General features: G+C 65.9%; 20 protein-coding genes and 1 pseudogene. 10 read left to right on the top strand and 11 right to left on the bottom strand.

Translation table 11 applies throughout. The features are described 5' to 3' along the window. Position 1 precedes the first annotated feature (1 nt). The 5 genes and pseudogenes from L1080_RS20000 to L1080_RS19980 form a co-directional block, all read right to left on the bottom strand. Positions 2-1,272 (bottom strand): annotated as a pseudogene (locus tag L1080_RS20000) (HNH endonuclease). 153 nt (positions 1,273-1,425) lie between these two features. Next, a complete protein-coding gene (locus L1080_RS19995) occupies positions 1,426-3,078 on the bottom strand; it encodes a (2,3-dihydroxybenzoyl)adenylate synthase (protein WP_250770775.1) in 1,653 nt (550 codons plus the stop codon). Between the two features lie 29 nt (positions 3,079-3,107). Then, positions 3,108-3,881 (bottom strand): SDR family oxidoreductase, encoded by a 774-nt coding sequence (locus L1080_RS19990; protein ID WP_250770772.1) that lies wholly within the window; start codon positions 3,879-3,881, stop codon positions 3,108-3,110. Further along, positions 3,878-5,020, bottom strand: coding sequence for an isochorismate synthase (locus L1080_RS19985; protein ID WP_250770770.1), 1,143 nt, complete (start codon positions 5,018-5,020; stop codon positions 3,878-3,880). The genes L1080_RS19990 and L1080_RS19985 overlap by 4 nt, the downstream gene beginning before the upstream one ends. A 147-nt stretch (positions 5,021-5,167) precedes the next feature. Next, positions 5,168-6,610 (bottom strand): MDR family MFS transporter, encoded by a 1,443-nt coding sequence (locus L1080_RS19980; protein WP_159919585.1) that lies wholly within the window; start codon positions 6,608-6,610, stop codon positions 5,168-5,170. A 190-nt stretch (positions 6,611-6,800) separates the two neighbouring features. Between L1080_RS19980 and L1080_RS19975 the strand changes: the two genes are divergently transcribed. The 3 genes from L1080_RS19975 (at position 6,801) to L1080_RS19965 (ending at position 11,283) form a co-directional block, all read left to right on the top strand. Then, entirely contained in the window at positions 6,801-7,685 is an 885-nt protein-coding gene (locus tag L1080_RS19975; protein WP_250770769.1) for a phosphoribosylaminoimidazolesuccinocarboxamide synthase, read from the top strand. Between the two features lie 3 nt (positions 7,686-7,688). Then, entirely contained in the window at positions 7,689-9,821 is a 2,133-nt protein-coding gene (locus L1080_RS19970) for a S9 family peptidase (protein ID WP_250770766.1), read from the top strand. Between the two features lie 133 nt (positions 9,822-9,954). Then, positions 9,955-11,283 carry a M20/M25/M40 family metallo-hydrolase gene (locus L1080_RS19965; RefSeq protein WP_250771093.1) on the top strand — a complete coding sequence of 443 codons (1,329 nt, stop codon included), beginning with the start codon at positions 9,955-9,957 and terminating at the stop codon, positions 11,281-11,283. Here the strand turns inward: L1080_RS19965 and L1080_RS19960 are convergent. Then, a complete protein-coding gene (locus tag L1080_RS19960) occupies positions 11,280-11,894 on the bottom strand; it encodes a TetR/AcrR family transcriptional regulator (RefSeq protein WP_236603387.1) in 615 nt (204 codons plus the stop codon). The two genes, L1080_RS19965 and L1080_RS19960, sit on opposite strands and share 4 nt — an antisense overlap. 225 nt (positions 11,895-12,119) lie before the next feature. On the opposite strand from L1080_RS19960, the gene L1080_RS19955 reads away from it, so the two are divergent. Then, positions 12,120-13,685 (top strand): MFS transporter, encoded by a 1,566-nt coding sequence (locus L1080_RS19955; protein ID WP_250770765.1) that lies wholly within the window; start codon positions 12,120-12,122, stop codon positions 13,683-13,685. 26 nt (positions 13,686-13,711) lie between these two features. Continuing rightward, positions 13,712-14,995 carry an NADH:flavin oxidoreductase/NADH oxidase family protein gene (locus L1080_RS19950; protein ID WP_250770763.1) on the top strand — a complete coding sequence of 428 codons (1,284 nt, stop codon included), beginning with the start codon at positions 13,712-13,714 and terminating at the stop codon, positions 14,993-14,995. Positions 14,996-15,020: 25 nt separating this feature from the next. Here the strand turns inward: L1080_RS19950 and L1080_RS19945 are convergent, their stop codons facing one another. Further along, entirely contained in the window at positions 15,021-15,710 is a 690-nt protein-coding gene (locus L1080_RS19945; protein ID WP_159919595.1) for a response regulator, read from the bottom strand. Further along, positions 15,707-17,290: a sensor histidine kinase gene (locus L1080_RS19940; protein WP_250770728.1), complete on the bottom strand. Its 1,584-nt coding sequence runs from the start codon at positions 17,288-17,290 to the stop codon at positions 15,707-15,709. Before L1080_RS19940 ends, L1080_RS19945 begins: the two co-directional genes overlap by 4 nt. Positions 17,291-17,450: 160 nt before the next feature. Here L1080_RS19940 and L1080_RS19935 point away from each other — a divergent pair, with 160 nt between their 5' ends. The 3 genes from L1080_RS19935 to L1080_RS19925 all read left to right on the top strand — a co-directional run bounded on the left by L1080_RS19935 (position 17,451) and on the right by L1080_RS19925 (position 20,217). Then, positions 17,451-18,836, top strand: a complete 1,386-nt coding sequence (locus tag L1080_RS19935; protein WP_250770725.1) for a cation:dicarboxylate symporter family transporter — start codon at positions 17,451-17,453, stop codon at positions 18,834-18,836. A gap of 85 nt (positions 18,837-18,921) precedes the next feature. Continuing rightward, the gene (locus tag L1080_RS19930) at positions 18,922-19,416 is read left to right on the top strand and encodes a glutathione peroxidase (protein WP_159919601.1); all 495 of its coding nucleotides are present in this window, start codon (positions 18,922-18,924) and stop codon (positions 19,414-19,416) included. A 96-nt stretch (positions 19,417-19,512) separates the two neighbouring features. Next, positions 19,513-20,217, top strand: a complete 705-nt coding sequence (locus L1080_RS19925) for a DUF2334 domain-containing protein (RefSeq protein WP_159919603.1) — start codon at positions 19,513-19,515, stop codon at positions 20,215-20,217. A gap of 50 nt (positions 20,218-20,267) precedes the next feature. On the opposite strand, the gene L1080_RS19920 is transcribed toward L1080_RS19925, so the two are convergent. Then, positions 20,268-20,915, bottom strand: coding sequence for an MBL fold metallo-hydrolase (locus L1080_RS19920; RefSeq protein WP_250770722.1), 648 nt, complete (start codon positions 20,913-20,915; stop codon positions 20,268-20,270). 115 nt (positions 20,916-21,030) lie between these two features. Between L1080_RS19920 and purS the strand changes: the two genes are divergently transcribed. After that, complete coding sequence (gene purS, locus L1080_RS19915) at positions 21,031-21,270, top strand: phosphoribosylformylglycinamidine synthase subunit PurS (protein WP_109327158.1); 240 nt, start codon at positions 21,031-21,033, stop codon at positions 21,268-21,270. Then, positions 21,267-21,944 carry a phosphoribosylformylglycinamidine synthase subunit PurQ gene (gene purQ, locus L1080_RS19910; RefSeq protein ID WP_159919607.1) on the top strand — a complete coding sequence of 226 codons (678 nt, stop codon included), beginning with the start codon at positions 21,267-21,269 and terminating at the stop codon, positions 21,942-21,944. The genes purS and purQ overlap by 4 nt, the downstream gene beginning before the upstream one ends. A gap of 15 nt (positions 21,945-21,959) precedes the next feature. On the opposite strand, the gene L1080_RS19905 is transcribed toward purQ, so the two are convergent. Further along, positions 21,960-22,328 (bottom strand): hypothetical protein, encoded by a 369-nt coding sequence (locus tag L1080_RS19905; RefSeq protein WP_159919609.1) that lies wholly within the window; start codon positions 22,326-22,328, stop codon positions 21,960-21,962. 186 nt (positions 22,329-22,514) lie between these two features. After that, complete coding sequence (locus tag L1080_RS19900) at positions 22,515-22,823, bottom strand: ANTAR domain-containing protein (RefSeq protein ID WP_159919611.1); 309 nt, start codon at positions 22,821-22,823, stop codon at positions 22,515-22,517. Positions 22,824-23,140: the final 317 nt, after the last annotated feature.

Raw genomic sequence — 23,140 nt, 5'->3', positions numbered from 1 at the left:
GTCAGCATGCGCGGAGATGTGTGGCGAGGATGGTTTCTACTGCGGAGCGCCGCATCGGTGCTGGTAACGGTGGTGCGGTCGAGCGGTAGTGGTGTCCGGTCGGAGTGCCGAAGTCGATGGTGTGGGTGCGACCGGTTTCGGGCGCGGCAAAGGTGGTGTTCCAGCCAGGGGCCTGCTTGGCGTAGTTGCACGCTTCGCAGAGCCCGGAACCGTTGTCCAAGGTAGTGGGTCCGGATCGCCCGTGGGGACGAATGTGATCGTGATGGCGGATCGGAGCGCCACACCATGGGGTGCGGCACGCACGATCCCGGAGGTCGATCATCGTCGCCAATCCGGTCGGGAACGCGCGGGCCCTCGATTCCATTGCGGTCAAGGCCCCGGACTGCGGGCACGCATACACCCGGCGCAACGTCACCTGGCTGTGTGTCTCGAGGGCGTCGGCAATCAGTTGCCGGGCGAAGCCAGCCGGCACCGGGCCGTAGCCGTGCATGTGCGTCGCCTCACCGCCGCCGGCGAGAAGGGCGTCGTCGGAGAGCACCACCTGGACTGCCACCGGCACCCCTGACACGACCGACTGCCCGGTGCCCCGGTCGAACAAGAGGTCGACCATCAACTGATTGCGGGTGCGGCCACCACTGTTGCCGGCGGCGATGAGGCTGTCGGCGTCACGGCTCAGCGTGGCGTGTAAACACACCGCCTTCTCCACCGGCAGCAACACACTCAGGTAGGCCATCGTGTCCGGGGCCGGCCTGATGGTGATGCGCCGCTCAGATACTGCCCTACGTTGCCGCCGAACCACCGACGCGGCGTCGAGTTCGGCGGCGAGGGCCCTGGCCCGCGCAGTCAGACCCGCGTCCCCGACCCCGTCGAGTGTGGCCGGATCAGAGCAAAGCTGCCGATCGATGATGATCCGATCCGTCACCGTCAGGAACGCTGTCTCCCGCACCAGCAAGGTTGCGCGCCATTCGTTCAGGCGCCCCCGCTGCAACAATGCCAACGTGTGCGGCATCTCGTGGACCAGGGCTCGGGCGAACCCGAGGTGCCTGCCGCCACGGTTGGGGGATTCCCTTCGAGCAGGGCGATCTGGGCGCCGATCCCACGATCCCACTCGACCCGCGGCAATCCCCGACCCTTGCGATCGGCTCGGATGGACGTAGCGACATCGTCGGTCACCACTGCCTGCGCCGCTGCTCCGACCGACTTCAACGCCTCGATCGCATCGAGGAGATCAATTCCTAGTGCCGCATTTCCACCCGCCGACACCCCTCGCAACCGGGCGGTGAAGGCCCGTAGTTCCTCAAGATTTGGTGCCGTCGATCTGTCCACCGTCAATGACGTGTCCACCGTCAACCTCCCCCAAGGTTGTTCGAATATGTGTTCGATAGTATCCGGTGGCGAGAGGTAGGGCAATACGACAGCGGAGACCTACGGTGTTACGAGGGTCTTCTCGAGGGCTCGGCGCAGTTCGGATTTGCTGATCTTGCCCACGCCTGTGACCGGGAAGTGTTCGACGAACATCACCTTGTCGGGGACCTTGTACTCGGCGAGGCCGCGGCCGCGCACGAATTTCTTGAGTTCTCCTTGCGTCGGTTGCTCGCCGAGGACGACGACGAAGGCGCAGGTGCGTTCGCCGAGGTAGGGGTCGGGCATCGACACCACTGCGACGTCGGCGACGCGGGGATGTGCCAGGAGGTGGTTCTCTACCTCTTCTGCGGCTACTTTCTCGCCACCGCGGTTGATTTGATCCTTGGCCCGGCCCTCGACGACGAGGTATCCGTCGTCGGTGAGGCGAACGATGTCACCGGTGCGGTAGAAACCGTCGTCGGTGAACGCCGTCGAATTGTGTTCGGGTGCTCGGTAATAACCGCGAATGGTGTACGGGCCGCGGGTGAGTAGGTGACCGGAGGCGCCGGCGGGAACGGGTACGTCGTGGTCGTCGACGACGAGCACCTCGTCGTCGGGGCTGATCGGCCTGCCCTGCGTGGAGACGAGGATGCTCTCCGGGTCGTCGAGTCTCGTGTAGTTGACGAGGCCCTCCGCCATGCCGAACACCTGCTGCACTGTGCATCCCAGTTCGGACCGCACCCGCTTGGCCGCCTCGGCGCTGAATTTTGCGCCGCCGACCTGTATCACCTCGAGACTCGACAGGTCGCGTTCGGTGCGGGCGGCGGCGGCCAACCATGCCAGTGCCAGTGGTGGGACGAGCGACGCCATGGTGATGCCTTCACGCTCGATGAGGGCGAAGGCCGTGTCGGGACTGGGATCCGGTGCCAGCACGACGCGACCGCCTGCGTGCAGGACCCCGAGGATGCCGGGCGAGCTCATCGGAAAGTTATGTGCAGCAGGCAGAACTACGAGCATGCGGGTGTGCTCGTCGACGCCACAGATGCGAGCCGATTCACGCACCGAGTACAGGTAGTCGGCGTGCGTGCGAGGGATCAGTTTCGACACCCCGGTGGTGCCACCCGACAGTTGCAGGAAGGCCACCGACTCCGCGTCGACCGGCGAGTCGACGGTGATCGGCGGCGAGCCCCGCAGATCGTCGAGCGCAACGAATTCCTGCGCGTCTCCGGCGACGATCACCGTCGGCGGCTGTTCCGAAGACGACACCACCTGGCGGGCCAGTGCGCGGTAATCGAAACCGGCGTGCCGGTCGGTGACGATGTATGCGGCCGCGTCGGTGAAACTGCAGAAGTAGGAGACCTCGTGCTCGCGGTGCGCGGGCAAGGCGAACACGGGCAACGCGCCGAGGCGAAAGAGCGCGAAGACCACTTCCACGTACTCGACGACGTTCGGCAACTGTACGACGACCCGATCACCGGGGTGGATGCCCGACGCGAGAAATCCGGCCGCCAATCGACCGGCGCGTTCGGTGATTTGGCGGTAGGTGAGGCTCGATTCGCCTCCGGTGGCGTCCGGCCCCACCACCGCAACGGCATCCACGAACTCCGCTGCGCGTGCGCCGAGAAACTGCTGGAACGTCTCCTCCGTCCAGTAACCCGCCTGCCGATACCGTTCGGCGAAGGCGGCGGGATATCCGGTGGTGTCGGCGAGGGGAGCGCGCAGGCTCGTGGTCATCGAAAGTCCTTTCGCAACTTGCTGTTCGGTCACGCCCGGAGGGTGGCGCCGCCGTCGACGTACAGGGCCTGCATGGTGATGTGCCGCGCGCGATCGGAGAGCAGGAATTCGACGGAATCGGCGATGTCAGCGGCGTCCGCGATCCGGCCCAGGGGGATGCCGACCTTGAACGATGCGAGATCGCCGTCGATCGCGGTGCGAGCACCCGAGTCGTCGGCGGGGTCGGACCACAGCGACCGCTGCATGGCGGTGTCGGTCGAACCCGGTGCCACGACGTTGGCGCGGATTCCGTACTCGGCCAATTCGAGTCCGAGGACCCGGACGATCATCGCGACTGCGGCCTTGGATGCGCCGTACGCGCCCATTCCTGCGCGCGGCACGCCGGCAGCATTGGAGCCCACCACGACAATCGAACCCTTTCTGCGCTGGCGCATTTCGATTCCGACGGCCGTCAGCACGTTGACCAGTCCGGTGACGTTGACGTCGAAGACGCGTTGCCAGCTCGCGGGATCGGCGTCGAGTATCGAACCGGTTTCGAGTATTCCGGCCACGTGCGCGAGTGCGGTGACGGGGCCGTGCCGGTCCTCGATGCGTCGTACGGATTCTGTGACGGCGTCGGAGTCGCGGATGTCGACGACCTCGGTGTCGAGCGGCGACCGGTCCAGTAGGGCGGCTGTGCTGCGCAACCCGTCACCGTCGCGGTCGAGCAGCACCAGGCGATGACCTCGCCGGGACAGAGTGACGGCGGTGGCCTGTCCGATACCGTGGGCCGCGCCGACGACGAGGGTGATTCCGTCGCTCACAGCTCCACTCCCAAACCGGCCAGGATCGTCCCCAACTTCGTTGTCGTCTCGGCGAGTTCGTCGTGAGGGTCGGATGCGGCGACGATGCCACCGCCCGCGTGCGCGACGATCGTGGTGCCCCGGGCGTCGATCTCGGCGCACCGGATTCCAACCATCCATTCGCCGTCCCCGTCGGAGTCGGTCCAGCCCACCGCACCGGCGTAGAAGCCGCGGTCGCCCTCGAGTTCGGCGATAAGCCGGCGTGCGGCGTCGGTGGGAGTGCCACAGACGGCGGGTGTCGGGTGCACCGCTACGGCGAGGTCGAGGGCCGTGACCGAGCGGTCTCGCAACCGACCCGAGACGGGTGTGCCCAGGTGCCAGAGGTGAGGCGTGCGGGTGAGGGACGGACTGTCGGGGATGTCGAGTTCAGTGCACAGCGGTGCGAGGCTCGCCCGGAGCGCGTCGACGACCAGCGCGTGTTCACGCAGATTCTTCTCGGACGCGGCGAGACCTTCACCTGTACGACGATCCGACTCGGGGTCGCTGCGGCGCGGTGCAGAACCGGCCAGGGGGTGACAGCTCACCGCGTCTCCTCGGCGCCGGATCAGCACCTCGGGACTCGAACCGACGAGGTGCTTTCCCGACCAGGCGCTTCCAGCCGCGCCCAGAGCGACGCTGAAACCGTTGCCGCCCTGGTCGTGTGCGACCAGTCGGGCGAGCAATGCATGGGGGTGCAGACGTTCGTCCGCGTGCAGTGTAAGTGACCGGGCGAGGACCACCTTCTCCAGAGTGTTGTCCGCCGAACGCAATTCGCGTAGCGCGGCTTCCACCCGAGCGACGTGCTCGGCCTCCGTGGGAATCGGTGATCCGATCCGGATGCGCGGGATTCCGCGGTACTCGCCGTTCCAGCTCCCGGGTTCGTGGTTCAGCGACTGCGGAGTGACGAGTGCGGCGGGGTGTTCGGGGTCGAAGGGGAGCGCGCCGACTATCGCGGTGGCACGCCCGTCGCGCAGCGCCTCGGCCGCCGCGAGGGCGGAGTCGTACTGCGCACGGGCTCCCACGGCAACGACCGTGCCGTGGGGGCGGGAAAGGATGAACGGTGTGCTCGACGGTGAATCCGTTCCGATGGCGGCGGATTCGGCGACTGCCGTCGATTCCATGTGTGATCCCCTCTCGATAACCGGCGAACTCACGTCACACTATATGGTTAGCCTAACCTTTGGTGCGGCGCCGATCTCGATGCTGGTCAACGTCACCCGTACGCGGCGGGGAGGGCAGCTTCTGTAACGAGGGGCCCGACGCGACCGTCATTGGCCGGCCGGCGGCGCGGCACTCGGCGTAGGTGCAGCGGCGGACTTCTTCGGCATCGCCACGGCGGCGAGCACGAGAATCACCGCGGCGCCGAGGGCGGCTACGAAGACCAGGTGCAGGGCGTCGGCGAGATCGGCGCGGGCGGGGTCCTCGGTGCCGTCGAGGCGGGCGTTTACGAGGGCTCCGAAGAGGGCGACCCCGACGGCGCTGCCGATCGACCGGGCGAACATGTTGGTGGACGTGACGACACCGCGCTCCGACCAGTCGACGCTGGCCTGCGCGGCGATGAGGGTGGGGCTGGCGACGAGGCCCATCCCGCCGCCGATGACGAAGCAGCAGAGCGCCACCTGCCACACCGCCGACTCGATGGACAGGATGGTCGTGAGGGCGGTGCCCGCGACGACCAGCAGACTGCCCGCCGTCGCCGTGACCCGGAATCCGAAGCGCAGGTACACACGCCCGGACAGCGACGCGGCGATCGGCCAGCCGATGGTCAGCGTGGCCAGTGCGAACCCGGCCACCAACGCGCCCGTCCCGAGCACACCCTGGGCAAAGGTGGGCACATACGTGGTGAGGCCCAGGACGATGGCGCCGACCAGAAGCGAGACGACGCTACTCGCGGCGAGGACTCGTCGCGTCAACACCCAGAGTGGGAGGATGGGTTCCGCGGCTCGCCGTTCCACCAGGACGAAGACGAACAGGAACACGCCGCCGGCGGCGAAGATGCCCAGACTGACCGGCGAACTCCACGCCCATGCCTGGCCGCCTTCGAGGAGGCCCAGAATGAGGAGCGTTGCGCCCACGGCGAGCAGTCCGGCCCCCGGGTAGTCGATGGACCGGCGGATCCGCGCCCGCTTCTCGTCGAAGTTGCGGATCAGCATCACCGCGGCCAGGAGGCAGAGCGGAATGTTGACGAAGAAGATCCAGCGCCACGACAGATACTCGGAGAACACGCCGCCCAGCGTCGGTCCGACCACCGCCGACATTCCCCACACGCTCGCGAGGTAGCCCTGCGCTTTTGCACGTTCGGCGAGCGTGTAGATGTCGCCGGCGATGGTCATACTCATGGGCTGGACCGCGCCTGCCCCGAGGCCCTGCACGGCGCGGAAGGCGATGAGTGCCGGCATGCTCCAGGCGAGCCCGCAGAGGACCGACCCGAGCGCGAAGAGGCCGATCCCCAGAAGCATGACCGGTTTCCGGCCGAAGATGTCGGCGAGTTTGCCGTAGATCGGCACGGACACGGCCTGGGTGAGTAGATAGATAGAGAACAGCCAGGGGAACTGGGTGAATCCGCCGAGATCGCCGACGATGGTGAATACCGCGGTGGAGATGATGGTGGCGTCGAGGGCGACCAGGGATGTCGTGAGCATCAGCGCCACGAGTACCGGACCGCGCTCCGACCGGAACCCCACATCGACGGGCGCTGTGTCGGTTGTCATTGCTCACCTGATTCGTACCTGGGATCACACCATGTCGTAACCCACGGTAACGACATGGCTCAGGAGAGTATTCCGCGCGGTCGGCTCAGAGTCCTGACCTCACGGGAGAGCAACGATCGGCCCCGGAACGCGGTGAGCGCCGCAAGGTCAGCGCCCGGTCTGTCCGGCAGGACCGATAGGCTGGCTCACCGTGCGCCCCTCACTCGATTCCTACGCCCATCTGGCCGGTGGCAAGGTCCGCGACCTCTACACGATCGACGACGAGCACCTGCTGTTGGTCGCGAGCGATCGGATCTCCGCCTACGACCACGTTCTCGGCACCACGATTCCGGACAAGGGCCGGGTACTCACCGCGATGAGTGTCTTCTTCTTCGGCGTGCTCGGGGGCAGCAACCATCTGGCGGGTGAGCCCGACGACAGTCGCATCCCCGAGGAGGTCCTCGGCCGCGCACTCGTGGTGCGCAAGCTCGAGATGGTTCCGATCGAATGTGTCGCCCGCGGTTACCTCACCGGTTCCGGCCTGATCGACTACAACGAGACCGGTTCGGTGTGCGGGGTGGCCCTGCCCGAAGGGTTGGTGGAGGCCAGCCGGCTCCCTGATCCGATCTTCACCCCGGCCAGCAAGGCGGAACTGGGGGAGCACGACGAGAACATCACTTTCGACGTCGTGGTCGACAAGGTCGGTCAAGATCTGGCGATCAAGCTGCGGGACGACACCCTGGACATCTACGGCAGAGCAGCCAACTTCGCCGCCGACCGTGGGATCATTCTCGCCGACACCAAGCTCGAGTTCGGCCTCGACAAGAAGGGCAACCTCGTGCTCGCCGACGAGGTCCTCACACCCGACTCGTCCCGCTACTGGCCCGCCGACGGGTACGAGGCCGGGAAGGTGCAGCCGAGCTTCGACAAGCAGTTCGTCCGTAACTGGCTCACCAGCCCCGAGTCGGGCTGGGACCGCGCGTCCGACACACCACCGCCGCCGCTTCCGGCGGAGATCGTGGCGGCGACGCGGCAACGCTACATCGACGCGTACGAGCGCATTTCGGGATTGTCGTTCGCGGAGTGGGTGGGCTGAGCGATGACCACCGAGAACAAGATTCTGACCCCGCCCGTTGCCAAGAAGGTTCCCACCGAGCGGGTCCATCACGGACACACCTTCGTCGACGAGTACGAATGGTTGCGCGACAAGGAAGACGCGGAGGTGATCGCCTACCTCGAAGCCGAGAATGCGTACACCGAGCAGGAGACTGCCCACCTGGCTCCCTTGCGCGACCAGATCTTTTCTGAGATCAAATCCCGGACACAGGAAACCGACATGTCGGTGCCCACCCGGATGGGGGAGTACTGGTACTACGCCCGGACCATCGAGGGTAAGCAGTACGGCGTGCAGTGCCGGACACCGATCACGGGTCCCGACGACTGGACTCCGCCGGAGCTCACCCCGGGGGTCGAACTCCCCGGCGAGCAGATCCTGCTCGACGGCAACGCGGAGGCCGAGGGTCACGACTTCTTCTCCGTCGGAGCCTTCTCCCTCAGTCACGACGGCACGCTGCTCGCGTACTCGGTGGACGTGGTCGGCGACGAGCGCTACACGCTCCGGTTCAAGAACCTCGTCACCGGCGAATTGCTGCCCGACGAGATCACCGGCACCGCACCGGGAGTTACCTGGGCGATCGACCACCGGCATGTCTTCTACCTCACGGTCGACGAGTCCTGGCGCCCCGACACCGTGTGGCGTCACCGGCTCGGCACCGCCCGCGAGGAGGACGTCGCCGTCTTCCGGGAGCCCGACGAGCGGTTCTGGGTTTCCGTCGGATCCACCCGCAGTGAGAAGTACCTGATGATCTGGGTGGGTTCCAAGATCACCAGCGAAGCCCGGGTCCTGGAATCGGCGAACCCCGAAGGGGAGTTCCGGGTAATTCTTCCGCGGCGCGAGGGCGTCGAATACGGCGTCGAACATGCAGTGGTCGCGGGCGAAGATCGTTTTCTGATCATGCACAACGACGTCGTCGACGGTGAGAAGGCCGAGAATTTCGTGCTTGCCGAGGCGCCGGTGTCGGATCCGACGTCCTTGACCACGCTGATCGCGCATCGGTCGGATGTACGACTCGAGGAGGTCGACGCCTTCGCCGACCATCTGGTGCTCAGCTACCGGCGGGAAGCGTTGACCCGCTTGGCGATCTGGCCGCTCGGCCCGGAGGGGTACGGCGAGTTCACGGAGATCGCCTTCGACGAGGAACTGTTCAGCGTGGGCCTCGGCGCCAATCCGGAATGGCAGCAGCCGACTCTGCGGATGGCGTTCACCTCGTTCATCACGCCCGGGCAGGTGTACGACTACGTGTTGTCGACGGGCGAACTGGCGCTACGGAAGTCGCAACCCGTGCTCGGGGACTTCGATGCGCGCAACTATGTGCAGCAACGTGATTGGGCCATCGCCGCCGACGGTACCCGGATTCCGCTGTCGATCGTGAGGCGTGCCGACGGTGCCCCGGACGAACCGGCGCCGACACTCCTGTACGGCTACGGCTCGTACGAGGCCAGCATGGATCCCGCGTTCTCCGTCGCACGGCTCTCGCTCCTCGATCGGGGAGTCGTGTTCGTTGTCGCACACGTGCGTGGCGGCGGCGAGATGGGCCGGCATTGGTACGAGAACGGCAAGACACTGACGAAGAAGAACACCTTCACCGATTTCGTCGACTGTGCACGTCACCTCGTGGACACCGGCCGCACCACTCCGAACCAACTCGTCGCGGACGGCGGCAGTGCAGGCGGTCTCCTGATGGGCGCAGTGGCCAACCTGGCTCCGGAACTCTTCGCAGGCATCCTCGCCAACGTTCCCTTCGTGGACCCGCTCACCTCCATCCTCGATCCGTCGCTTCCGCTGACGGTGATCGAGTGGGACGAGTGGGGTAATCCGCTCGAGAACCCCGAGGTGTACGAGTACATGCGTTCGTACAGCCCGTACGAGAACGTGGAGGCCAAGGATTATCCGGCCATCCTCGCGATCACCAGCATCAACGACACCAGGGTCCTCTACGTCGAGCCGGCGAAGTGGGTGGCCAAGCTTCGGGCCACCAAGACGGGCGACTCGCCGCTGCTTCTCAAGACCGAGATGAGCGCGGGCCACGGTGGCGTGAGCGGGCGCTACGAGAAGTGGAAGGAAGTGGCGTTCGAGTTCGCCTGGGTGCTCCACATCGTCGGGAGGGCCTGACGCCAGGTCCGCCCGACATGAGCGTCCTCGGTCCGGAACCATGGGCGAACTCGGGCCTGCCATTCGAGCGACAGGTTTAGGCTGATCGTCATCCTGGTTCCGACGCGACGAGGAGGTGGCGCTCGTGACAGAGATGGCGATCGACACGACGCTAGCGGTCGAGCATTTCGCGGCGATGCTCCGTGTCCCCACGGTGTCCACCCGGGACGACGCGAACACGGACTGGACGTTCTTCGCGCGTTTCCGGAGTCTTGTCGACAAGTTGTACCCACTGGTGCGGGAGAATCTCGACAAGGAGATCATTGCCTCGCATTCGCTCGTGTACCACTGGGATGTCGGGGTGCCCGACAAGCCGATCGTGCTGATGGCGCACCAGGACGTCGTGCCCGCGCACGACGAGGGATGGACTCATCCACCGTTCGGCGGGGTCGTGGCGGACGACGCCGTTTGGGGGCGCGGCGCCATCGACGACAAGGGCGTGCTGGTCAGCATTCTCGAGGCAGTCGAAGGGCTGCTGCGCAGTGGTGTCGTCCCGGCCCGTGACGTCTATCTGGTTTTCGGCCACAACGAGGAGGTCGGAGGAGACGGCATTCCGCAGGTGGTGCACACGTTCCGGGAGCGGGGGATCGTGCCGGGTGTGGTCATCGACGAGGGCGGTGGAGTTGCCGGCGACGCGTTCCCCGGAGTCGACGCGACGCTCGCGGTCCTCGGAACTGCCGAGAAAGGGATCCTCGACCTGCAGTTGACGGCGAAGGACCCTGGTGGTCACGCGTCGATGCCGGGGAGGAAGACCGCTACCGCCCGGCTTGCCCGCGCCATCACCCGCGTCGACCACCACAAGTTCCCGGCCCGGCTCACCGAACCCACCGTCGACCTGCTCACCAACGTAGGCGTCCATGCGAAAGGTCCGCTGGGCACGATGCTCTCCCGGACCGACACATTCGGACCACTGTTGGCGAGGGTGCTGCCGCGCGCCGGTGCCCTGATGAACGCCATGTGCCGCACCACGGCAGTCGCTACCGTCCTGGAAGGCAGTGCCGCCAACAACGTGATGGCGGAGACGGCGCGTGCAGTGCTCGATATCCGCATACTGCCGGGCGACACCGTGAACGGCACCGTGGAACGGATACGGAAGACGATCCGCGACAACGACATACAACTCGACGTCCTTGGCGCCACCGAACCGTCACCGGTGTCGAGGACGGACGACCAGGTGTTCGCCCGACTCCGGCAGGTGGTAGCCGATACCTTTCCCGGGTCGATCGTGTCACCGTTTCTCCTGGTCGGCGCCACCGACGCCCGACACATGGCCCAGATCAGTGAGTACGTCTATCGCTTCTATCCCTTCGAGCTCGACGCCCGGAGCCGGGCACTCATCCATTCCACGGACGAACGCCTGTCGATTGCCGGGTTACGGAACGGGATCGAGTTCTTCAGCCGGCTGATCCGCGACTGGCGTTAACGTTCCGGTGCGTCGGCTCGCCGGCCGGTCGAGGTCGCGTGGGCCAGCACGTCCTCGGCCATCGCCACGAGTTCGGCGGCCACCCGGTCGAGCGCCTGCGTACTGCGTTGCGCTCTCGACAGCACGAGTGCGCCTTCGATCGCGGAGATCGACATCGTGGCGACAGATTGGGCACGGGACATCCGTACGCCGTGCTGCCAGAGTGAGGCAGCGATGGTGGCCTCCCAGGAACTGAAGGCTTCACCCGCCGCATCCTTGGCCGTGGGGCATTCGCCGCCCGACAATGCGCCGGCGGCGACCGGGCACCCGGACGAGAAGTCCGTCTCCACGAGTTCCCGGCGGAACAGATCGATGATCAGGACGAGTGTCTCGACGGGGCCCTTGTTCGACAGGCTCTCGCTGATGAGCGACCCCATCAGGCCACCGGCCCGATGCGTGGCCTCCTCGGCCAGCTGACTCTTACCACCGGGAAAGTGGTGGTAGATGGACCCGCGGGGCGCGTCTGCGTGCGCGACGACGTCGGCCAGCGACGTCGCGTCGACGCCCCGCTCGCGGAAGAGGGTGACGGCACTCAGCAGCATCCGGTCCCGTGCAGTCGTTCGCCTACTCATTATGTCGACCAGCATAGCTCGTTGACCTGCTGTCCGAAGGCGTTCTCGAACTCCCTGCCGGACTTCGTGCGGAAACACGGAAACTTCCCATTGACTGTAACTAGGCGTAACGCATACTCTCGCCGCAGGCGATATGCAGCCCCGCATAACAGCGACGAGGAGTCGATTCCAGTGCCACACACCACGGCGGTTCATCCAGCCGCGCCTCGAACTACCGACAGCGGCATGAGTCGTCGAGCGCGCTACCTCGCGCTCCTCGTCATCTGCCTGGCCGAACTGCTCGTCGTTCTCGACAACACCATCGTCAACGTCGCGCTGCCCTCACTCGGCGTCGAGTTGCATACCGACATCAGCGGCCTGCAGTGGGTGGTGGACGCCTACACCCTGACCTTCGCGGGCTTGCTGCTCGCGTTCGGCCACCTCGGCGATCGGTACGGGCGGCGGCGGGTGATGATGATCGGGCTGGCCGGTGTCGCCGTCATGTCCGTGGGCGGCGCCCTCGCGACCGATCTGGGGCAGGTGATCGCCGCCCGGGCCGCCATGGGTGTGTTCGCCGCCGCGGTGTTCCCGGCGACGCTCGCGCTGATCATCAACATCTTCACCGATGTGAAGGAACGGGCGGTTGCCATCGCCGCCTGGACCGCAATGGCGGGAATCGCGATCGCGATCGGCCCGACCGCGGGTGGCTGGCTCCTCGAGCACTTCTCGTGGCATTCGGTGTTCTGGATCAATGTGCCGGTGGCAGTGGTCGTGCTGGTTCTCGCTCGGTTCCTGATTCCCGAGTCGAAGACCACCCACGTCGGCAGGCTCGATCTGCTCGGCATCGCCTTCTCGCTGCTCAGTGTGACCACGTTGGTGTGGACCATCATCGAAGCGCCGCACCAAGGATGGGTTTCGGCGATCAGCCTGTCCGGCTACGCGATGTCGGTCGTGTTCTTCGCGGCGTTCGTGTGGTGGGAGTTGCGCACCGACTCTCCGGTCCTCAACATGCAGCTCTTCCGCATCCGGCGTTTCTCGTTGCCGGCGTTGGCGATCGCGGTTGCCTACTTCAGCATGTTCGGATTCCTCTTCATGATCACCCAGTACTTCCAGGGCGTGATGGAACTGACGCCGCTGCAGTTCGGGATCCACTCGTTGCCCTTCGCCGCGGCGATCGCCGTCGGCGCGCCGCTGGCTACGCTGATCGCGCAACGGATCGGCACCACCGCAGTCATCGTGTTCGGTCTCGTCGTCATGAGTATCGGAATGTTCATCGCCGGGCAGGTGAAGGTCGAAACCCCCTACCTGGGTGCGGTGGTCGTCTCGATGGTGTTGATGGGGCTGGGCCTGGCCATCGTGCAGGGGCCGGCCACCGAATCGATCATGTCCTCGGTGCCGCTCGAGGAGGCCGGAGCCGGTTCCGCTGTCAACGACACCACCCGTGAGGCGGGCGGCACCCTCGGTGTCGCAGTACTGGGGTCGATCGTCGCTTCGGTGTATACCACCAAGGTCGGACCGCGCATCGATGCCATCCCCGACTTCCTGATGACGCCCTACGAGAAGAGCTTTGCGCGCGAAACGGTGATCAGTGTGCTCGAAATCGTGAAGCGACCGACCGTTCCCGCGTTCGCGCAGCAGAAGGCCGACCTCGTCTACGCCATGAAGGCGGCGTCGCTGGAGGGCTTCCAACTGGCCTCCTACGTGACCGTGTCGGTCTCGCTGCTCGTCGCTGTCGCGGTGGCGGTCTTCCTGCCGTGGAAACCGGCCGCCGAATCCGTCCTGCTGGCCTGGAAAGAACCGTCCGCGAAGTAGTCGGCCTCGAACAGAAGGAACCTCGTATGAACAACGACCCCACCGGAAAGAACATGAGCGCCGACCTGATCGACCCACTGGAGCTTCCCTGTGGTCAGCGCATGCCCAACCGGCTGATGAAGGCGGCACTCAGTGAGGGACTCGCGAACAAGGGCCATGGTCCCGACCCACGCCTCGAACGCCTGTACACCCGCTGGGGCAGTGGCGGCTACGGACTGGTCGTCACCGGAAACGTCATGGTCGATCGCAGCCACCTGGGCGAACCGGGCAATGTGGTCCTCGACGACGACCGAGACCTCGACGGGCTCCAACGGTGGGCCAAGGCAACCCAGGACGGCGGCGCACCCATCTGGATGCAGCTGAATCATCCCGGACGACAGGCAAATCCACTCGTCACTCGCACTCGCCCCGTCGCTCCCTCGGCGGTGGCGTCGAACATCCCGGGAATGACCACACCACGTGCACTGACCGAATCGGAGATCGAGAACATCATCGATCGTTTCGCCGCGGCTGCGGGCATAGCGGAGACGGCGGGATTCAACGGTGTCGAGATACACGGTGCGCATGGATACCTGGTCTCGCAGTTCCTCTCACCGCTCTCCAATCAGCGCACCGACCGCTGGGGCGGCGACTCCGAACGAAGAATGCGGTTCGTTCTCGAAATAGTCCGCCGGATCCGCTCCGTCGTGGCACCGAGCTTCGCTGTCGGCATCAAACTGAACTCGGCAGATTTCCAGCGCGGCGGATTCACCGAAACGGAGTCACGCTCGGTGGTCGAGCAGCTGTCCTCGGAGAGCATCGACCTTATCGAAATCAGCGGCGGCAGCTACGAATCCCCGGCCATGATGGGCCGGAACGCGAGCGTATCCACCAGTACGAGGCAGCGGGAGGCCTATTTCCTCGATTACGCCGCGTCGGTGCGCGAGGCGGCGGGTGACGTACCGCTTGCGGTCACCGGCGGATTCCGGTCGCGCTCAGCCATGGCCCGGGCCGTCGATTCCGGAGTGTGCGACGTGATCGGTCTCGGCCGTCCGACGGTGACCACCCCCGACGCGGGATCGGCGCTTCTCGTGGCGGGCGGTGACCGAGTCGACGCGACCCCGGTCTCTTTCGGTCTGCGCGGCGGACTGTCCCGGATCGCGAACCTCCGGGCACTGGACGGCGCCCTGGATCTGCAATGGCACACCGACCAGCTGGAGCGGCTGGGCGCCGGCATGGACCCCGACCTCGATCGGCCGTGGTGGAAGACCGCGGCGTCGATGATCAACCGGAACGGCGTCGGCGCTCTCCGCAGCAAGCGGGGTGGCTGACGGAGGATTCCCCATACGGGTTTCCTCAGCGCAACGCGTACCGAATCTGCGGTCGTCCCGCCCGGCCGTACTCCGTGTGCCGGGCGAGGACGCCGTCGTCGGCCAGTCGCTCGAGGTACCGCCATGCGGTCACGCGGGACACACCGATCGCGGCGGCCACCTCGGCGGCAGTCAGGGGTCCTGCTGCGTCCCGGATGCACGCGGAGACGTGGTCGAGGGTCTGCGGAGCCACACCTTTCGGCGCACTCGCGCGTTCATCGGAGGTGCGCAGGGCAGACATTGCCCGGTCGATGTCCTGCTGGCTCAACGCGTTACTGCCGGCCGGAAGCGCATCCCGGAACTCGCGGTACCGTTCCAGTTTGTCGCGGAACGCGGCGAAGGTGAACGGCTTCAGCAGATACAACGCGATCCCGCGGGCCACCGCGGTGCGCACCAACTCGAGGTCGCGGGCCGAGGTGACAGCGATGACGTCGGGGCTGGGCCGGATCCCGCTCAGCGCGGCCGCAACATCGAGACCACTCGAATCCGGCAAACCGAAGTCCAGCAGGACGAGGTCGATCGGATCCTCGGTGCTGCCGGCTTCCGCCACGGCGCGCATCGCACTGCTGCCGTCATGGACGACGGTATGCACGGAGAACCCGGGCACCCGCTCGACATACGCACGATGAGCCTCGGCGATCAGCGGCTCGTCCTCGACGATCATCACTCGAATCACGAAGCCGCTCCGGCGATCGGTATCTCGACGACGATCATCGAGCCCAGTGACGGTTCGGTGCGGATCGTTCCTCCGTGGCGTGTCACGACCTGCACGACGAGGGCGAGTCCCAGCCCACGCTGGCCGGATTTCGTGGAATAGCCACGGGTGACGGCCTTGTCGAACTCCTCCGCGGGAATGCCCGGACCACTATCCGCAACACGCACGACCATCGACGAATCCTCCTCGCATACAGTGACTTCCACCCAGGGTCCGTCGGTCGTCTGCTCCGCAGATCCGCGCGCGGCGTCGATGGCATTGTCCACGAGGTTACCCACCAGGGTGACCAGTTCCCGCGCAGTGAGCGGCGTGACGGGACCCAATGCGGTGTCCTCGGTGACGATCAAGTCGACGCCCCGTTCCGCCGCAACACCCACCTTGCCGAGCAACAGCGCTGCCAGTGCCGGTTCGTGTACCGCCGTCATCAGCCGGTCGATCAGCTCCTGGGACAGACGCAGATCATCCGTGGCGAACGCGATCGCGTCGTCGTAGCGGCCCAGTTCCACCATCGTGATGATGGTGTGTAGCCGGTTGGCCGACTCGTGGGCCTGTGAACGCAAGGACTCGGCGAACCCGCGAACCGAGTCGAGTTCACCCATCACGCTTTGCATTTCGGTGCGGTCGCGCAAGGTCAGTACCGTGCCGATGCGCTGTCCCTCCCATTCGACGGGTTCGCGGCTGACGAGGAGAACGCGGTCGGTTGTCAGATGTATCTCGTCGCGCGGCTCGCCGGTGTCCGACGGGGCGGGGGCGGTGGCCGTACGCAGCGACGGTGGCAGGGCGGAAACGGGCACCGGGCCGTCGGGGAGGTCGAGTAGTCGGCGGGCCTCGTCGTTCACCACCTCGGCCGTCGCGTCGTCGCCGTCGGTTCGACCGAGAACCACCAGGCCCTCGCCGATCGAATGCAGAACGGCAGCGTGGTGCTCGTACATGCGGCGCAGCTCGTCGGGCGCCATTCCGAGTGTCTGCCGTCGTAGACGCCTGCTGAGCAGGAACGAGCCGGCCGCGGACACGCCCAGCCCGATAGCGGCGACTGCGAAGATGGTGGGCAGGCTCTTCGCCACCTGGCCACCGATCTTCTCGCGGGTGACACCCACCGAGACGAGACCGACGATGCGGCCACCGTCGTAGATGGGGGCCACCGCCCGGATGGACGGACCGAGCGAACCGGCGTAGGTCTCGGTGAACGTTTCCCCGGCGAGGGCACGCTCGATGTTTCCGGAGAACGTGCCACCGATGAGCTCCGGGCTGGTGTGCGTGAAGCGCGTGCGGTCCGGGGCCATCACCACGATGAAGTCGGTTCCGGTGGCCGTGCGGATCCGTTCGGTCTGCGGTTGGAGAATCGCGCTGGGGTCGGGAGTGCGCAGCGCTGCGACGGTGCCGTCGGACAGGGCCAGAGCCGTGGCCACCGCCGTCACCGCACGCCGGGTGCTGTCGTCGCTGTCGCGTCGCTGATCGAGGACGGCAAGCAGAGTTCCCGCAGCGATCACCAGCGTCAAGACCACCAATTGCAGGAGGAAGAGCTGACGCGCCACGCTCATGGGCCGTCTCGGCAGTCGTCGTCGCACCGCAGCTCTCCTGAACGTAATGAACACAAACTTCTCCAACCGAGCGATCGCTTACAAGATTCTCTACAAGACGTGATCGCGGTCACTACCCGGCTTATCGATCAGCTTGCCATTCGAACTGGAGGACCACCCCATGAGTACTGCGACAGGGAAAACGAAGAAGCGAGACCGTACCCACTGGTTGTACATGGGGGTCATCGTCGCCGTGGTCGCGGGCGTACTCGTCGGATGGCTCGCGCCGGGGGCAGGCAAATCGCTCGGTGTCCTGGGCACGATGTTCGTCGACCTGATCAAGATGATGATCAGCCCGGTGATCTTCTGCACCATCGTGCTGGGAATCGGGTCGGTGAAGGCAGCGGCCAAGGTCGGGAAGGTCGGCGGGCTCGCTCTCACCTACTTCATCGGCATGTCGACCGTCGCCCTCGGCATCGGCTTGGTGGTGGGCAACCTCCTCGACCCGGGCAGCGGCCTGAACGTCAGCCCAGACACCGCCGGAACCGGTGCCCAGCTGGCCGAGAAGGCGCACGGCGCAGGCGGCACCGTCGAGTTCATCGGGTCGATCATTCCCACGTCGCTCCTGTCCGCGCTCACCGAGGGCAACGTCCTGCAGACCCTGTTCGTGGCCCTGCTCGTCGGCTTCGGTCTGCAGGCGCTGGGTAAGCAGGGTGAGCCGATCCTGCGCGGAGTCGGTTACGTGCAGAAGCTCGTGTTCAAGATCCTGTCGATGATCCTGTGGCTGGCCCCGATCGGTGCTTTCGGCGCCATCGCCAACGTCGTCGGACAGACCGGACTCGGCGCAGTCGTTCAGCTCGCGACCCTGATGCTGGGCTTCTACCTGACCTGCCTGATCTTCGTCTTCGGTGTTCTCGGATCGATCCTGCGCGTCGTCGCCGGAGTGTCCATCTTCAAGCTCGTCCGCTACCTGGCCCGCGAGTACCTGCTGATCTTCGCCACGTCCTCGTCCGAGTCGGCCCTGCCCCGCCTCATCGCGAAGATGGAGCACATCGGCGTCGAGCGCACCACCGTCGGCGTCGTGGTCCCGACCGGATACTCGTTCAACCTCGACGGCACCGCGATCTACCTGACCATGGCATCGATCTTCATCGCCGACGCGATGGGCCAGCCGCTGTCGCTTCCCGAGCAGCTGTCGCTGCTGCTGTTCATGATCATCGCGTCCAAGGGCGCCGCCGGGGTGAGCGGTGCAGGTCTCGCTACCCTCGCCGGTGGGCTGCAGAGCCACCGCCCCGAACTGCTCGACGGCGTCGGACTGATCGTCGGCATCGACCGCTTCATGTCCGAGGCGCGCGCCGTCACCAACTTCTCCGGCAACGCCGTCGCGACGCTGCTCGTCGGCTCGTGGACGGACACCGTCGACAACGACCGCGTCCGCAAGGTCCTCGACGGAAAGCTGCCCTTCGACGAGGAGACCATGGTCGACGACGGTCACGGTGAAGTCGTCGAGCCGGAGAAGGCAACCCCTGCCCGCGAAGACGACTCCCGCGTGCTGCTCACCCACTGACACCACGAACGAGCACGGAAGCGCTGTGCGCCCGGGCGGATCTCCGCTTGGGCGCACAGCGCTTGTTGTCGCTACGTTGGGTGTCATGACGACTCCTGTGCAGAACATTGCCATCAACACCCTGGGCGGCGTGCCCACCTCGCTCGGCGAATACGACGGGCGCGCAGTTCTCGTGGTGAACGTGGCCTCCAAGTGTGGGCTCACCCCCCAGTACAAGACCCTCGAAAAGCTGGCGACCGATTACGCCGACCGCGGTCTCACCGTCATCGGGATTCCGTGCAACCAGTTCATGGGACAGGAGCCCGGGACTGCCGAGGAGATCGAGACGTTCTGCTCCACCACCTACGGCGTCACCTTCCCCCTGCTCGAGAAGATCGAGGTGAACGGCGACAATCGTCATCCGCTGTACGAGGAGCTGACCAAGGCTGCCGACGCCGACGGGGAGGCGGGGGACGTGCAATGGAACTTCGAGAAGTTCCTCGTCGCACCCGACGGCACCGTCGTGAACCGGTTCCGTCCGCGCACCGAACCCGACGCCCCCGAGGTCGTCGCCGCGATCGAGGCTGTCCTGCCGAAGTAGGCCCTTCGGGCTCGTGCGCCTTTCTGGTGGCCCAGGCGACCAGAAAGGCGCACGACCTTTGCCTGGCGTTCACCTTGGGCTGTCACCCTGGAAGCCATGACCGGACAGTTGCTCGTGTCGGTGTCAGGGCTTCGACAGGAAACGCGCGACTTCGCCGCCGCGTTCGCCGAGGAGATGGACGCGCGGGGTGTGCCGCTGTCGCTGCTGGTCGCTCCGCGCCTGAAAGACAAATACCGCCTGGTCAACGACCCGGCGACGCAGGACTGGCTGCGTCTGCGCCGTTCCCGGGGCGACGCCGTTGTCCTGCACGGCTACGACCAAGCCGCCACCAAACGTCGTCGCGCAGAGTTCGCGGCACTCCCCGAACACGAAGCCCGACTGCGGTTGATCGCCGCCGACCGCGTGATGGAGCAGACCGGCCTGCGCACCCGGGTGTTCGCACCGCCGCGCTGGCTGGCGTCGCAGGGTGCTGTCGCGGCCCTGCCTTCCGCGGGGTTCCGGCTCCTCGCGAACATGACCGCTATCCACGACCTCGAACGGGGGTCGTCCGTACGGTCGCGCGTACTGGGCATCGGCGAGGGGTTCCGGGCGGAACCGTGGTGGTGTCGGGCGCTCGTCCACGGCTCGGGGCGCGCGGCGAAGCGCGGGGGAGTGGTCCGCCTCGCGGTCACGGCCAAACAGTTGGGTACCCCCGGCCCGCGGCAGGCGATGCTCGACGCCGTCGACCTGGCCCTTCAGTACGGCGCGGAGCCGACGGTCTACCGGTGGCAGCCGCGACATCCCCGGGTGGGCGCCGCCTGACCCGTGAGTACTTCTTAACAGTGGGCGGTTGAGAAGTACTCACAGGGGCGTCAGGCCACCTCGACGCTCGACTCGCTGGGAAGGGTGCGGAATTCGGTTCCTGCCGGTGCCATGTCGGTGTAACGACCGTAGAAGATGCCGGTGGCCTGGTCGGCGATGATCGCTTGATGAATGGGTACGGCGACCCGCGGCGCAACGGCGCGTAGGTAGTCGATCGCCTCGGATATCTTCAACCACGGCGCCGCGGCGGGCAGAGCCAGCACGTCCACCTTCTGTTCCGGGACGAACAGCGAGTCGCCCGGATGCAGGAGCTGTGCCGGATCGCCGGAGTCGCCGAGCAGGTAAGCGGTGTTGTCGATCATCGGGATGTCGGGGTGGATCACGGCGTGCGTACCGCCGGTGCCGGTGACATGGACGTCGCCGATGTCGAACTCGTCGCCGGCATGCACCCCCGTCCATCTACCGCCGAGCTGCGCCGCGGTCTGCGGATCCGAGTACAGCGCTGCGTCGGGGTTCGCCTCGACGAGAGCCGGCAATCGCTGCTGGTCGACATGGTCGGGGTGCTGATGCGTGACCAGGATCGCGTCGAGCCCGGTGAGGCCCTCGAATCCGTGCGAGAAGTTGCCCGGATCGAACAGGATCGTGGAACCGTTCAACTCGACGAGGACGCAGCTGTGGCCGAAGTGAGTCAGTCGCATGGATTCGAGTATGCGCGCCCTCCGTCCGATGCGGGCTGCACACCGGTGGCCCGGTAAACTCCCTAGTGCCCGGTGTTCCACTCTGGGCTCGCGCACTACTAACGAGGAGCAGCACGTGGCCCGTGTCGTCGTCGAAGTCATGCCCAAGGCCGAGATTCTCGACCCCCAGGGGCAGGCCATTGCCGGGGCCCTGCCGCGGCTCGGGTTCGCTGGAATCTCGGATGTCCGCCAGGGGAAGCGTTTCGAGCTCGAGGTCGACGGCAGCGTCGACGACGCGCAGCTCGAGAAGATCGCCGAGGCCCTGCTGGCCAACACGGTGATCGAGGACTGGACCGTGAGGCGCGTCGAAGCATGAGTGCACGCGTCGGAGTCATCACTTTCCCCGGCACCCTCGACGACGTCGACGCCGTCCGTGCGGTGAAACTCGCCGGCGGCGAGGCCGTGAACCTCTGGCACGGAGACGCCGACCTCAAGGGCGTCGACGCGGTCATCGTCCCGGGTGGCTTCTCGTACGGTGACTATTTGCGAGCAGGCGCGATCGCGCGCTTCGCCCCCGTCATGGGCAAGGTCGTTCAGGCAGCTCAGGGGGGCATGCCCGTCCTCGGTATCTGCAACGGTTTCCAGGTGCTGTGCGAGGCCGGTCTGCTGCCGGGCGCACTCACCCGCAACGAGGGCCTGCATTTCATCTGCCGTGACGAGTGGCTCAGGGTGGAATCCACATCGACGGCGTGGACGTCGCGTTACGAGTCGGGTGCCGAGATTCTCATTCCGCTGAAGTCGGGTGAGGGCCGTTACCAGGCTCCCAAGAAAGTACTGGACGAGCTCGAGGGTGAAGGCCGGGTCGTCTTCCGGTTCGCGGGCGACAACCCCAACGGGTCTCAGGGCGCAATCGCCGGCATCTCCTCAGCCAACGGACGTGTCGTCGGCCTGATGCCACACCCGGAGCACGCCACCGAAGCTCTCACCGGTCCCAGCGACGATGGGCTCGGCATGTTCTATTCCGTCCTCGACAGCGTCATTTCCGCCTGACCTGGACGTTTCGCCCTACGCCGATGCCTTGTCGCTCTCGATGAGCGACTCGGCGTCGGCTTCGGTGTGCAGGACCGTTAACGGCGTCAGTGCACCGATCTCATCGATGATGCGTTCGGGAGCGTCGTGCACGCTGATGCACGGAATGCCTTCTCTGCGGACTCGCTGCAACATGGTGGCCTCGGAAGGAAGACAGAGGCCATCGAGAACGTCTTCGGTGGCGACCGCACACACCACCGGCCCGCCGGCGAATGTCCTGGTGGTTTCCAGCCCGTGGCCGGTCGCCCACACCCGCATCGCGGCCCAATGAATCACCTCGATGAACTGGGTTGGGTTGCCGATGAACAACAACCGCCGCACAGGATGCTTCACTCTCGACGTCACACGCCCCTCCGTTGTCAGTTGCGGCCCTATGTCAGTTGCGGTTCTCGGGCGCTTCGTCGTGCGCGAACATCGCTTCTATACGCGATTTGATCTCTTCGGTACTCATCGACGACCTGCGTTTCGCCGGGGTCGCCGTTGCGGGCGCGGTGTGCGTCTTCGGTCCGGTCATTGTTGGTATCGGCTCTCTCAACTTGCGTGTCGGTTGGCGAGCATGGGTGCCCAGGTCTCGTCCAGGGCGGCCGTCTCGGCCCCGTGGAGTCGACTGGCCTCTGCTACTGCGCGAGAATCCTTTGCCGCCAGATCGATGAGACGTTCCGCGGCGCGGCGAACATCGACGTGGTGCCTGCGCGCCACATCCATCAGTTCGTCGAACGCTGCGTCGCCGCTGTATCCGCGGCACTCGATCAGGATGTGCTCCGCCGTGGCCAGTACGTCACGTTCGGTGCGCTGCTGTCGTAGGGGCTGTGATCGTAGATCGACTACGTTGTGGGACATCGGTTCTCTCTTCAAGATTGGTTGCAATCGAGCGCCGATCGAGGAATTGCCTCGACTCGATGCCGAATCATCGTGTGATAGCAGTATTCCCACTGAATGTCCGGTCGAATCCGGACGGAGACAAGTGCATCGAGCAGCGAATAGCGGTGTGAGGATCCGACCGGACATTCCGGCCGATTCGCTGCAGGCGTCGTCGAGGTTGTGAGGGCAACATCGTCCACCGCGACACCCATAGTGTGGTCCTAGCTTGCCTCGGGAAGGAAGGCGCGAAAATCGCTGAAACCGAGTGGGGTTGAGTCTTGAAATTCCCGCGCGGC

The sequence above is a fragment of the Rhodococcus sp. MSC1_016 genome (assembly GCF_023667485.2).
GTDB lineage: Bacteria > Actinomycetota > Actinomycetes > Mycobacteriales > Mycobacteriaceae > Rhodococcus_F > Rhodococcus_F oxybenzonivorans.
This window is presented reverse-complemented; position numbering and strand designations above follow the sequence as displayed.

Excerpts from the sequence above, each read along its gene's own strand:
- L1080_RS19995 (WP_250770775.1), bottom strand. The coding sequence starts at position 3,078 with ATGACCACGAGCCTGCGCGCTCCCCTCGCCGACACCACCGGATATCCC.
- L1080_RS19985 (WP_250770770.1), bottom strand. The coding sequence starts at position 5,020 with ATGGAATCGACGGCAGTCGCCGAATCCGCCGCCATCGGAACGGATTCA.
- L1080_RS19980 (WP_159919585.1), bottom strand. The coding sequence starts at position 6,610 with ATGACAACCGACACAGCGCCCGTCGATGTGGGGTTCCGGTCGGAGCGC.
- L1080_RS19970 (WP_250770766.1), top strand. The coding sequence starts at position 7,689 with ATGACCACCGAGAACAAGATTCTGACCCCGCCCGTTGCCAAGAAGGTT.
- L1080_RS19965 (WP_250771093.1), top strand. The coding sequence starts at position 9,955 with ATGGCGATCGACACGACGCTAGCGGTCGAGCATTTCGCGGCGATGCTC.
- L1080_RS19960 (WP_236603387.1), bottom strand. The coding sequence starts at position 11,894 with ATGAGTAGGCGAACGACTGCACGGGACCGGATGCTGCTGAGTGCCGTC.
- L1080_RS19955 (WP_250770765.1), top strand. The coding sequence starts at position 12,120 with ATGAGTCGTCGAGCGCGCTACCTCGCGCTCCTCGTCATCTGCCTGGCC.
- L1080_RS19950 (WP_250770763.1), top strand. The coding sequence starts at position 13,712 with ATGAACAACGACCCCACCGGAAAGAACATGAGCGCCGACCTGATCGAC.
- L1080_RS19940 (WP_250770728.1), bottom strand. The coding sequence starts at position 17,290 with ATGAGCGTGGCGCGTCAGCTCTTCCTCCTGCAATTGGTGGTCTTGACG.
- L1080_RS19935 (WP_250770725.1), top strand. The coding sequence starts at position 17,451 with ATGAGTACTGCGACAGGGAAAACGAAGAAGCGAGACCGTACCCACTGG.
- L1080_RS19930 (WP_159919601.1), top strand. The coding sequence starts at position 18,922 with ATGACGACTCCTGTGCAGAACATTGCCATCAACACCCTGGGCGGCGTG.
- L1080_RS19925 (WP_159919603.1), top strand. The coding sequence starts at position 19,513 with ATGACCGGACAGTTGCTCGTGTCGGTGTCAGGGCTTCGACAGGAAACG.
- L1080_RS19920 (WP_250770722.1), bottom strand. The coding sequence starts at position 20,915 with ATGCGACTGACTCACTTCGGCCACAGCTGCGTCCTCGTCGAGTTGAAC.
- purQ (WP_159919607.1), top strand. The coding sequence starts at position 21,267 with ATGAGTGCACGCGTCGGAGTCATCACTTTCCCCGGCACCCTCGACGAC.
- L1080_RS19900 (WP_159919611.1), bottom strand. The coding sequence starts at position 22,823 with ATGTCCCACAACGTAGTCGATCTACGATCACAGCCCCTACGACAGCAG.